General features: G+C 64.3%; 9 protein-coding genes. 8 read left to right on the forward strand and 1 reads right to left on the reverse strand.

What is annotated here, in order from left to right; all coding sequences use genetic code 11:
- Window positions 1-20 precede the first annotated feature (20 nt).
- The 8 genes from C1876_RS07945 to fdhD all read left to right on the forward strand — a co-directional run bounded on the left by C1876_RS07945 (window position 21) and on the right by fdhD (window position 10,070).
- Window positions 21-1,676 carry an ABC1 kinase family protein gene (locus C1876_RS07945; RefSeq protein ID WP_114546186.1) on the forward strand — a complete coding sequence of 552 codons (1,656 nt, stop codon included), beginning with the start codon at window positions 21-23 and terminating at the stop codon, window positions 1,674-1,676.
- 158 nt (window positions 1,677-1,834) lie between these two features.
- A complete protein-coding gene (locus C1876_RS07950; RefSeq protein WP_114546187.1) occupies window positions 1,835-2,992 on the forward strand; it encodes a helix-turn-helix domain-containing protein in 1,158 nt (385 codons plus the stop codon).
- A gap of 148 nt (window positions 2,993-3,140) precedes the next feature.
- Window positions 3,141-4,043 carry an NrfD/PsrC family molybdoenzyme membrane anchor subunit gene (nrfD, locus tag C1876_RS07955; RefSeq protein WP_114546188.1) on the forward strand — a complete coding sequence of 301 codons (903 nt, stop codon included), beginning with the start codon at window positions 3,141-3,143 and terminating at the stop codon, window positions 4,041-4,043.
- Window positions 4,044-4,083: 40 nt separating this feature from the next.
- Window positions 4,084-4,512, forward strand: coding sequence for a GntR family transcriptional regulator (locus tag C1876_RS07960; protein ID WP_227114112.1), 429 nt, complete (start codon window positions 4,084-4,086; stop codon window positions 4,510-4,512).
- A 33-nt stretch (window positions 4,513-4,545) separates the two neighbouring features.
- Window positions 4,546-5,469, forward strand: coding sequence for a slipin family protein (locus C1876_RS07965; protein WP_114546189.1), 924 nt, complete (start codon window positions 4,546-4,548; stop codon window positions 5,467-5,469).
- Window positions 5,470-5,788: 319 nt separating this feature from the next.
- The gene (locus tag C1876_RS07970) at window positions 5,789-8,518 is read left to right on the forward strand and encodes a molybdopterin-dependent oxidoreductase (protein ID WP_114546190.1); all 2,730 of its coding nucleotides are present in this window, start codon (window positions 5,789-5,791) and stop codon (window positions 8,516-8,518) included.
- Between the two features lie 15 nt (window positions 8,519-8,533).
- Window positions 8,534-9,145 carry a 4Fe-4S dicluster domain-containing protein gene (locus C1876_RS07975; RefSeq protein ID WP_114546191.1) on the forward strand — a complete coding sequence of 204 codons (612 nt, stop codon included), beginning with the start codon at window positions 8,534-8,536 and terminating at the stop codon, window positions 9,143-9,145.
- A 109-nt stretch (window positions 9,146-9,254) separates the two neighbouring features.
- Window positions 9,255-10,070, forward strand: coding sequence for a formate dehydrogenase accessory sulfurtransferase FdhD (fdhD, locus tag C1876_RS07980; protein WP_114546192.1), 816 nt, complete (start codon window positions 9,255-9,257; stop codon window positions 10,068-10,070).
- Window positions 10,071-10,216: 146 nt separating this feature from the next.
- Here fdhD and C1876_RS07985 read toward each other — a convergent pair whose 3' ends face one another.
- Window positions 10,217-11,794, reverse strand: coding sequence for a DEAD/DEAH box helicase (locus C1876_RS07985; protein ID WP_114546193.1), 1,578 nt, complete (start codon window positions 11,792-11,794; stop codon window positions 10,217-10,219).
- Between the last annotated feature and the right edge of the window lie 383 nt (window positions 11,795-12,177).

A 12,177-nucleotide genomic window follows, 5' to 3' on the forward strand; every position in this document is an offset into this window, starting at 1 on the left:
CGGTTGCGGGCTGCCCGTCCATGCCAGAGAACACGCTGCTGCGCTATTTCTTTAGCTCCGGTTCAGAGGTCGACCCTGAGGATCGGTTCCATCTGAACCGGAAGACGCGCACACGGCGGCTCAAGGAAATATCGGATATCCTGCGGAAGCATCACTTCCTCAAGGGCTTCACGCCCGAGGCGTTCCGCGCCATGCTGGAGGATTTGGGCCCCAGCTTCGTGAAGATCGGCCAAACGCTGTCCACGCGCTCGGAGATTCTGCCGAAGGCGTACTGCGACGAGCTGGAGAAGCTGCAGATGGAGTGCGATCCGCTGCCCTTCGACGTCATCCTCGCGGCGCTCGACGACATCTACGGCGATGCGCAGGGCGACGTGTTCGACGCCATCGACCCCACGCCGCTCGGCAGTGCCTCGCTTGCGCAGGTGCACAAGGCGCGCCTCGTCAGCGGCGAGACGGTGGCCGTGAAAATCCAGCGCCCCGGCGTGAAGGCCACCATGGCCCAGGATATCGACATCATGCGCATGGTGGCGCGTCATGCGGCGCGCTTCATGAAGGACGAGCAGATGCTCGACCTGCGCGACGTGGTGGAAGAGCTGTGGGCGACGTTCCTCGAGGAGACGGACTTCCAGCGCGAGGCGGCGAACCTCGAGGAGTTCGCACGCCTCAACGAGGACGTCGCGTTCATCGACTGCCCGAAGGTGTACACCGAGCTGTGCGGCGAATACGTGCTGGTGATGGAGTACATCGACGGCATCCCCATCCTGGCCGTCGACCGGCTGCGCGCTGCGGGCTACGACCTGTCCGAAATCGGCGAGAAGATCCTCGACAACTACGCCGAGCAGATCCTCGATCACGGCTTCTTCCACGCCGATCCGCATCCCGGCAACCTGCTCATCCGCAACGGCAAGATCGTCTACATCGACCTCGGCATCATGGGCCGGCTCTCGCCGCGCGACCGCGCCGGATTCGGCAACATCATCGAAGCGGTGGGCATGGAGAACGCGAGCGAGCTCAAGGACGCGCTCATGTCCTTCGCCATCGCGAAGGACAACTCGGCCATCGACCACACGCGGTTTTTGGCCGACCTCGACCTGTTGCTGAGCGACTACGGGTCGTGCGACGTGGCCGACATCGACATCGGCTCGTTCCTCAACGACATCCTCATGCTCACGCGCTCGTGCAAGGTGACCCTGCCGCCGTCCATCACGAGCGTGTCGCGCGGAATCGTCACGCTCGAGGGCACCATCGCGCCCTTCATCCCGAACGAGAACGTCGTGTCCATCATCAACGCGCACATCCAGCGCTCCAAGAGCAAAGGCGACGAGCTGGCCCAGGCCATGCAGGATCTCGCGCTCGCGCTGCGCTCGTCGTCGCGCGGCATGTTGGATGCCGCGCAGTATTCGGGCGAGACGCTCAAGATGCTCACGCGCGGGCAGCTCAAGATGAACATGGAAGTGCTCGGCAGCGAGGCGCCCCTGTCGAAGCTGGCGAAGATCATCAACCGCCTCACCATCGGCATCATCATCGCCGGCTTGTTCATCGGTTCGAGCATGCTGTCGCTGTCGTCCATGGAGCCGCGCCTGCTCGGCGTGCCGGTGCTCGCGTTCTTCGGCTACCTCGGCGCCGCCGTGCTGTCGGTCTGGGTGGTCATCGACATCAGCAAACGCAAGCTCTAGCGGTTCCGCCGTTGCCCGCGCGTGTCAATATCCCCAGTTCACGCCCTCCGCAACCAATAATTGCGGAAAATTCCAACTGAAATTGGTCGCGCTCGCTTCTCCGCAACCGTAGTCTTTTGGGTACGCTATGATGAATGAAACGAGAAAGGCTACCCAAGATGAACGTAGAGATCGCGCAACGCTTAGCAGACCGCCGCAAGCAGGCGGGGCTGTCGCAGGAAGCGCTCGCCGAGCAGCTAGGCGTGTCGCGACAGGCCGTGTCGAAGTGGGAGCGCTCGGAGTCGTCTCCCGACACGGACAATCTCATCGCCCTCGCGCAGCTGTACGGCTTGTCGCTCGACGATTTGCTGTACGTGGATGACGAGATTCGCGATGACGTGACGTTCGAGGCCGCCGACCGCGCCTCCGAGCGCCAGGCCGAGCAAACGCCGCCTCCTGCGCCCGCCTCGCCAACCGACGCGGCAGCTGCGGCCGACGCGTCGGACGATTCCGAATCGGCTTCGTACGACAAGAAGAACAAGGTGCACATCGGCCCCGGCGGCATCCATGTGCTCGACGGCGACGACTACGTGCACGTGTCGTGGCGCGACGGCGTGCACGTGAAGGACTCCAAGAACGGCGAGGAAGTGCACGTGGGCTGGACCGGCATCCACGTGAAGGAGGGCACGCACGCCTCCGCCAAGAAGGCCAAGAAGCGCGACGATGAGGGCAACGAGTTCGTCGTGGGCAACGACGGCGTGGTGATCAACGGCGAGCACTTCGACACCTGGCAGGACGCGCAGGCGCGCTACCATCATGGATGGGACCGCGACGACGAGCGCTGGTACGAGCCGTGTGGCTACACGGTGCAGGGCGAACGCTTCGACACGATGGACGAGGCCCGCGCGAAGTACGGTCCCGAGGTGGGCAAGACCATCCCCGTGCGCAAGCACTACCTGCGCGAGTTCGAGAAGTCGTGGGTGAAGTTCCCGTACCCGCTCGTGGTGATCATCGTCTACCTGCTGCTCGGCATTCTCAACGGTGCCTGGGCCATGGGGTTGTTCCTGTTCCTCACCATCCCGCTGTACTACATGGTGGGTCACGCCATCGGGCGCAAGCGCATCGCGCCGCTCGTCTCGGGGTCGTATCCCATCTTCGTGGTGGCCTGGTTCTGCTGGATGGCGTTCGTGCTCAATCAGCCGCATCCGGCTTGGGTGGCGTTCCTCACCATCCCCGTGGTGGAGTGGCTCGTGCACAGCCTGTCGCACTGGTGGCGCGACCGCAAGCGCCGCAAGAAGGACGCCGAGAACGCCCCCATCGACGTCGACGCGAAGTAGCGCGCACCGAGCATTCAAAACCGAACGAGCACGCCGGGCGGGCCGCAGCAGCGGCCCGCCTTTGCGTGGGCGCCGTTGAGCAATACGGGGCGGTTGGCGTACAATGGGCCGCAGGGGAGTCATCGGTTGCAGGGGGAGCGTCCGACTCATGGTCAGTTCGTACATCGCGTGGTACCTCTTTTTCGCAGGCGCGGGAGGCGGCGCGTTTCTGCTGGGCTCGTTCGTGGACTTCGCGCTGCGCGTGAGCGACCGGCCGTGGCTGCGCTATGCGAGCTCGGTGACCGATGCGGGCCTGCTTGCAGGCCCGGTGCTCGTGGCGCTGGGCGCCGTGTTCCTCACGCTTGATCTGGGCGCGCCCGATCAGGCCTTCCGCTTGTTCTTCACCCCGTCGGGCAGCTTGCTGTCGGCGGGCGCGTGGTCGATCGCGCTGTTTTGCCTGGCCGCGTTCGGCGCTTTCCTGCTGGGTTTCGTGGACGGCGGCTCGGGCGTGCGCGTCGTCGAGACCGCGCTCAGTGTGGTGGCCACGCTGCTGGCGGTGTTCGTGGTGGGCTACGCCGGCGTGTTCCTGTCGCTCTATCCGGCGGTGCCGTTCCTCAACACGCCGCTCGTCCCGGTGCTGTTCGTCGCCTCGGCGCTGGCGACGGGAGCGGCCGCGCTCACGGTGATCGGCTTCTTCCGTTCGATGGGCGACGAGGTGGCCGAGGGCCTCGACAGCCTGCTGCGGCTCGACATGGCGCTCGTTGCAGTGGAGGCGCTGGCGGTCGCGGGCTTCGTGGCGGTCTCCCTGCTGGGCGACCCGGAGGCCGCGCGCTCGGCGCGTCAGCTGCTGTCGGGCTCGTCCTCCATGCTGTTCTGGCTGGGCGTCGTGGTGGCGGGGCTCGTGATCCCGCTGTCGGTGGACGCGGTGTGCCTGCGCGCGCCGAACCCCGTCGTGCTGGCGGTGGGGGCGGCCGGTACGCTTGTGGGCGGCGCGTGCCTGCGCTTCGCGCTGCTCATGGCGGCGCAGCGGTTCTGCCTTGCGGGCATGGGCGTGCTCGCGTTCTGGATGTAGCGCACCTGTCATTGCGATATGTGATACTATGACAATCACTATGATTGAAAAGACCATCGAAAAAGAAGTCGCGTTCGACGCCATGGGCTCGTTTCAAGTGGACGAGAAGAGCGGCGTGCCCCTGTGGATTCAGATCCGCAAGCGCCTCGTGTTCCTCATCACCTCGGGAAAGTACGAGCGCGGCGAGCGTTTGCCGTCGGTGCGCGAGCTGTCCGTGCAGCTGGGCGTGAACTACAACACCATCAACAAGGTGTATCAGGACCTCGAGCGGGACGGCTACATCTTCACGAAGCGCGGGCGCGGCACGTACGTGTCGGACCTTAAGAACGTCGACCTGTCGGCCATCGGCCAGGACGTCGAGGCGCTTGCGGTGGATTTCGTGCAGCAGGCGCTGGCGAAGGGCATGACGCCCGAGGATATTCATGACCTGGTGAGCGAACAGATTTTGCTCCTGGGAGGGCACGCGTAGGGGACGCGTCCCGAGGGCAGCGGGGGAGCCATCGTGCGAAGCAGATCGAAGCGAATCGAAGAGAAGCGGGCGGAAGCCGCGACGCAGCCCATAGGCATGACTGCGCCCGTCGGCCGCAAGACCTCGCGCAACAGCGTGTACCTGTTCGCGGCCTCGCTGTTCCTCATCGTGGCCGGCGGCATCCTGGCGCTGTTCTGGAGCGTGCTCACCTCGGCCGTGGTCATCGCCGCGGTAGTGGCGGGTTTCGTCGTGGCGTTCAGTATCCGCATCGCGCCGCAGTGGGAGCGCGTCGTGGTGCTGCGCCTGGGCAACTTCAACCGCATCGCCGGGCCGGGCCTCTACTTTGTCATCCCCGTGATCGAGCACGCCACCGCCCACATCGACCAGCGCATGATCACCACGCCGTTCACGGCCGAGGAAGCGCTCACGGCCGACCTCGTGCCGCTCGACATCGACGCCGTGCTGTTCTGGATGGTGTGGAATCCCAAGGATGCGTGCGTCGAGGTGGAGGACTACGCGTCGGCCATCTGGTGGGCCGCGCAGACGGCCCTGCGCGACGCCGTCGGCCGCATCAACCTGGCCGAGGTCGCCACGCGCCGCGAGCAGATCGACAGCGAGATCAAGGAAATCCTCGACGAGAAAACGCGCTCGTGGGGCATCTCGGTCGTGTCGGTTGAAATCCGCGACATCGCCATCCCCAAGGAACTGCAGGACGCCATGTCGAAGGAAGCGCAGGCCGAGCGCGAGCGCAATGCGCGCCTGCTGCTCGCCGAAATCGAGAAGGACATCTCCGAGATGTTCGTCGACGCGGCGGCCGTCTACGACCGCAACGACAAGGCGCTCCAACTCCGTACGATGAACCTCATCTACGAGAGCGTGAAGGAGAAGGGCGGTCTCGTGATCGCCCCCAGCGCCTTCGGCGAGGCTTTCAACAACATCGAGGGCTTCTTGAAGTAGCGTCCCGCAGCGCCGCGGACCGACATGCCGTGCGCGGGGAGCCCGTCACAGCCGCCTGGGAAGCTAGAACAAATGTTTCACGTGAAACATCCGAAGAAGGGAAGCCCGTAGTCTCCCGCATTCCATCCCGCGTTCAACCCGGCGCTCTGTCCCCCTTGCTCCATCCCTCCCTCCACCATGCTCAAGATAGAATAATCCCAGTGATTGACTGTCATAGAGTAATAGAGTACCTTGACAGCAGACACTAAGCGGTGTCGGAGGGGCAGCCGCTGGAGTTGAACGGGTGCCCTCGTAGACGAGGCGTGAAGGGGGTAGCACCATGAGCGGAGACGGCAAGGGTATCAGCCGGAGGGGTTTCGTAGCGGGTGCGGGAGCAACCGCACTGGGCGTGGGGCTTGCGGGCGGCGTCGCTGGATGCGCGCCGGGCAAGGAGCAGGAACCCGAGCAAGCAGCAGGCGTCGAAAAAACCGCCTATGATCCCAACGCAGGCGAGTGGATTCCCACCACCTGCAACATGTGCTTCAACAACTGTTCCATCAAGGCGCACGTGATCGATGGCGTGGTGGTGGAGTTGACGGGCAACCCGGAGAGCTCCATCGGCCGTGGGCACATCTGCGGCAAGGGTGCCGCGGGCATCATGCAGCTCTACGATCCCAATCGCATCACGAAGCCGATGAAGCGCACCAACCCCAAGAAGGGCTTCGACGAAGACCCCGGTTGGGAAGAGATCAGCTGGGACGAAGCGTACAACCTGGTAGACGAGCACGTGAAGGCGGCCATCGAGCGCAGCGGCCCGCATGCCGTCACCGGCATGTCCATGGTGGCCAGCCAGATCGGCTCGCTGGTGCGCCACACGGCGCTCGGCGTCATCTACGGCAACGCCGAGGGAAGCTGCTCGGACATCTGCGGTGCCGGCATCCATCAGATCGAGTATCTGCTCACGGGCACGGGCAACGCGCGTCCCGATTACACCAACTGCAACTACGTTCTGCAGTTCGGAACCAACGCCGGCACGGCCACGCGCCACGGCTTCAACATGACCGTCGAGCCCTTCGCCGAGCGTCGCAAGAACGGCTTGCGCCACGTGGTGTTCGACCCGCATATGGGCGCTGCGGGCGAGAAGGCCGACCTGTGGGTGCCCATCCGTCCCGGCACCGATGCCGCCGCGGCCCTCGCTATCGCCTACGTGCTCGTCCACGAGGAGAGCCTCATCGACGTCGAGTTCCTCACGAACCGCACCAACGGCCCGTCCCTGGTCGATCTCGAAACCAAGCGCATCGTCTTCGACGAGAAGACCGGGCATGCGCTGTACATGGATTCCGACGGCGCTGCGAAGCCGTACGACACGTGCAGCGCTCCCCAACTCGAGGGTACGTTCGAGGTGGACGGAAAGCAGTGCTCCACGGGCTTCACGCTGTACAAAGAGCACCTTGAGACGTACACGCCCGAGTACCAAGAGCCGATAACCACGGTTCCCGCGGCCACCATCCGCCAGATCGCCAAAGAGTTGGGAGAGGCTGCCTGCATCGGCCAGACCACGGAGGTCGAGGGCGTGAAGCTGCCGTACCGTCCCGCCGCCGTCGATGCCTTCTCCGGCGTCACGCGTCACAAGCACGCGTTCCACAGCTGCTGGGCCGTGCTGAGCCTGAACAACCTCATCGGCGCGACGAACTCCGTTGGCGGGTTCTGCGGCTTCGACCCCATCTGCAACGGCTGGGCCGACGGCAACCCGAACATGGCATGGCGTCCCGGCATCTGGGAGCCCGAAGGCCTCATCGACTGCGCCGGCCTGCTGCTCGCGTTCCCGAACTCCTATTACAAGAAGGTATACGAGAGCGATTACACGCCCACCACCATGGGCATGATGGAGCTCCAGCCCATTTCCGAGGATAACCACTTCGAGCACATCGCCCAAGCTCATCCCGACTTGTACCACACGCAGGCGGCCGAAGTGGCCCTGTGCTATGCGTGCAACCCGCTCAAGTGGTGGGGCAACTACGACGAGCAGGCCGAGATCTTCAAGAATTACGAGTACGTGGTGGGCATCGACATGTTCTTGAACGAGTCGTCCTACTTCTACGACGTGTTCCTGCCCGAATGCTGCTATCTGGAGCGCACCGAGCCGCTGCCCCATGCGGCGGGCAACCACCGCGTTATCGGCGGCATGGGCAACCCGTGGACCGTTCCCGTGTGGCAGAAGGTGGTCGAGCCCAAGGACGACGCGCCCTCCAGCTGGCAGCTGTTCGGCGAATTGGCCAGCCGCGCCGGAAAGAATGCCGAGTTCATCGCCACGCTCAACGGCATGTTCCGCGTGAAGGAGGAGTACTCGGTGCCCCTGGACCAGAAGCTTGACGTGGAAGCGTTCGCCGATTCCATCCTGAAATCCAACATCGACGCCGACCACGACTTCGCATGGCTGAAGGAGCACGGCGTGTACGATCACCCGCGCACGGTGGACGAAGTGTACATCTGGGCGAACGGCGATCCGGGCCGCGTGCCGCTGTACTTCGACTTCATGCTGGAAGCGAAGGAGAAGGTGGAAGCCAAGGCCGCCGAGTTGGGAATTCCTTGGGAAACCGACGACTACCAGGCGCTGCCCGACTGGAAGCCCGGCTGCGGATACGAGGTGGCCGACCCCGACTTCGACATCCTGCCCGTGTACTACACCGATGCCATCAACACCGATTCGTGGCTGATGGAGAATCCGTTCATCAACGAGATCAACGAAGAGAACCCCTACGGCTACACCATCGAGATCAATGCGACCACGGCGCAGGCGAAGGGGCTCGCCAACGGCGACAAGGTGAAGCTCGTCACCGCCGACGGCGTGTCGGTGGAGGGCGTGCTGGCAACGTCTGAGGGCGTGCATGCCGAATGCGTGGGCGTCATCGGCGGCCATTGGGGCTCGAAGTCGGCCTACATGCCCATCGCGAAGGACAAGGGCGTTCCCATCGTGCACCTGATTCCCGGTCAGACTCCCGACCGCATGGACCATGTGTGCTCGGCGTTCGACCAGTGCATTCGTGTCAAGCTCGAGAAGATCGCGTAAGGGGAGGAGTGAATCATGACGTATGGAATGCTGATCGATCTTAAGAAATGCGTGGGCTGCCACGCGTGTGCCGTGGCGTGCAAGGAGGCGCACGGCACCCCTCCGGGAGTTACGCGCTCCCACGTCAAGCGCGAGTTTGAGGGTGAGTACCCGCATGCGGTGAAGCACGTGGTTCCCATGCTGTGCATGCATTGCGAGAATCCGCCGTGCGTGGAGGTGTGTCCCACCGAGGGCGCCACGTACAAGCGCGAGGACGGCATCGTGGTGGTGGACAAGGAGAAGTGCATCGGGTGCAAGTCTTGCATCATGGCCTGCCCTTACGGCGCGCGATACTACCGCGAGACCGAGGACGGCTACTTCGGCTCCGAGCTCAACGAGTACGAGGCCGTCATGTATCCCACCATGCCGCAGGGCCGCGTGGACAAGTGCACCTTCTGCGTCGAACGCATCGACGCGGGCAACAACGAGCCGCAGGCCTGTGTGGCGGCGTGCCCGGCTGGCGCCCGCGTGTTCGGCGACCTTGAGACGCTCAAGAAGCAGGCGGAAGCTGACGACGGGTTCCAGCTGCTGCCCGAATCGAACACGAACCCCTCGGTCTGGTACACCCCGAGCACGGTGAACGCCTAGCGCCTCACCTGCAACGACCTTCCCTCCCTCCCCGGATGGCGGCCCGCGTGCCGGGCCGCCATCCACCCGTGCGCCGCAGCGGCGCACGGCACGACGAAAGGGGCGCCCTATGGTTCAGCATCACGCGTATGCGGTTGTCAGCACTGGCTCGAAGGTTGGTTCGTGCGTGCATCGTTCGGTGACCCGGTTCGACGGCGAGCGGCTCTCGGTACGCGATGACGTGATCGTTCAAGAAGAGGTGCTGAGCGTCATGGTGAACGGCGTGCGGCACCACGAGATGACCTGTTCGCCATGGGACGTTGAAGAGTTGGCGGTAGGAAGCCTGTTCTTGTCGGGCTGTATCGAGCGGCGCGAGCAGGTATGCGGCATCGAGGTTGACCTCGAAGCGGGCGCGGTGTACGTGACGATAGACGATGCCGCCCGTCAGGGGCGCAGCACCGTGGCGCTGCCGGATGGCGGCGTGGTGCTGACCGGGGTGTTCGAGCCCGCCTCGACGGCGCTCTTCAAACCCGTGACGTCGCAGGTCTCCGTGCCGGCGCGTACGGTGGTCGAACGCGTCGCCCTGCTGGAAGACCGCTCGCTGCTGTTTCGCCGCACGGGCGGCGTCCACAGCGCCGTGCTCGTCGACGAGCACGGGGTGATCGCCTGGTTCGAGGACATCGGGCGCCACAGCGCCGTCGACAAGCTGGCCGGATGGTGCTTCCTCAACGACGTGGACGTGTCGAACAAGATGCTCCTGTTCAGCGGCCGCGTGCCGCGCGAGATCATCGTCAAGGTGATCCGTCTGGGCTGCCCCGTCATCGCGTCTCCCGGCGCGCCCACCAACCTGTCCATCGACCTGGCGCAACGCTGGGGCGTCACCCTCGTCGGCTTCGCCAAGCACGGCGCCTTCAACGCCTACACCCATCCCGAACGCATCTGCTAGGGGCGTCGTGGTGACGGTGACGCTGCCTCGACGGGCATGCGGGCATAAAAAACCGCGCGCCCTGAGGGACGCGCGGTCGAGGTTGCCTCAACATCTACCTATATATAGGTAGAGCGAGCATGGTTGCCCAAGCGGGGCAGGGCGGCTTAGCGCTCGTCGTTGCCCTTGTTGGCGAAGCGGCTGTAGTTGTACCCGCCGGCGCTCGCCTTCTTCTTGCCCTCGTGCTGCTTGGAGCCGTGCTTGTCGCCGTTCGCGCTCGAGTGCTTCTTCTTCTCGTTCAGCTCGAGGCGACGCTTCGCGTGATCCATGTTGTTGCTGCGCGGGCCGTCGGCCTTGTCGAAGGAGCGCTTGCCCTCGGCGCGCTTGCCGCGGCCGGGGCGGTTGTCGGTGCGGCTGTCAGAGCGCTCGTCCGTGCGGTTGTCGCGCTTCTCAGGACGCTCGTCGCGGTTGCCGTACGCGCGTTTCTCGCCGTGCTTGGCACCGGACGGACGGTCGCCGCCCGAGCGCTTGCCGGCGTAACCGCCGCTCTTGTTGCCCTTGTAGCCGCCCTTTTTCGGCGCGCCGCCCTTCTTGCCCTTCTCGATGTCGGCCATGTTCAGCTCGTACGTCTCAAGCTCCATGATGGCGATGTCCTTGCCGATGAGCTTTTCGATGTCGCCGAGCGTGCGGCGCGATTCGCGGGTGACGAACGAGATGGCGTAGCCTTGCTCGCCGGCGCGACCCGTGCGGCCGATGCGGTGCACGTAGTCCTCGGGCATGTCGGGCAGGTCGAAGTTGATGACGTGGTCCACATCGGGCACGTCGATGCCGCGCGCCAGCACGTCGGTGGCCACGAGGATGGACGTCCTGCCGCGACGGAAGTTGTCGAGAGCGCGCTTGCGCTGGCCCTGCGACTTGTCGGAGTGGATCGACTCGGCGCGGTAGCCGGCGTCGCACAGCGCTTCGGCGCAGTCCTCGGTGCGGTTCTTCGTACGCGCGAACACGATGATGCGGTCCGAGCCCTTTTCCTCGAGCACAGCCTGCAGCAGCTCGGGCTTCTTGAAGTTCTGGATGGGCATCATGTACTGGGCGACGTTCTTTGCCGTCTCGCCGTTGCGGGCGATTTCCACGATGGCCGGGTCGTTCAGCAGCGATCCGAGGTTCTTCTGGATGGACTGGTCGATGGTGGCCGAGAACAGCAGCGTCTGGCGATCGGCCGGCGTCGCGTCCACGATGGTGGTGACGGCGGGCAAAAAGCCCATGTCGAGCATGCGGTCGGCCTCGTCGAGCACGAGCGACTTGATGCCGCTCAGGTCGATGACACCCTTGTTCATGAGGTCGTTCAGGCGGCCAGGCGTGGCGATGAGCACGTCAGTGCCACGGCGAATCTCGTTGATCTGCGGGCCGTACGGCGTGCCGCCGAACACGGTGGTCACGTAGTGGCCCGTCTTGCGCGTGATCTGCATGCAGGTCTGGGAGATCTGCTGCGCCAGTTCGCGGGTGGGGCTCACCACGAGCACGCGGGGAGCGCGCTTGCCCTTCTTGCCGCGGGGCAGGGTGCTCAGGATGGGCAGCAGGAACGCGGCGGTCTTGCCGGTGCCGGTGCTGGCGGCGGCGATGAGGTCGCGACCTTCCAGGACCAACGGGATGGCCTGCAATTGTACGGGGGTGGGATTTTCGTAGCCCAGACGCTCAACGGCGGCAAGGGCAGCCTCGGACAAGCCGAGGTCGGCAAAGTTCTGCATATTCGTTTCCGTTTCTCTTCGTGCGCGCCCGATGCGCGCTCATTCGGTCGCACCCGCTCCTGCGGTGTGCTTGCGCTTGACTCGAGCCGCTTTCTGCTATCCGTTGGCGATTGCGCGAAAAGAAACAGACAAGAATTTCGTGTAAAGCGACTGATTATTCTCCTTCGTTTCGGACGAAAAGGGAAGGAGAATGTAAAAAAAGACGCGGAATGTGTAACAAACTCCATGAAAATGGACGGGTTTTCTGGTATGGCGACGGCCTTGCCGACCACCGGCGCAGGATGTGTACATATGGTGACCGGATGGGATGGATTTTAGAATTTATGATGAGCTACATCACCGTTGACGTGGGAAAACGAAAAAATTCGGGGGGGGGGGGGGCT

Source organism: Eggerthella sinensis, from assembly GCF_003339815.1.
In the GTDB taxonomy this organism is placed as follows: Bacteria; Actinomycetota; Coriobacteriia; order Coriobacteriales; family Eggerthellaceae; genus Eggerthella; species Eggerthella sinensis.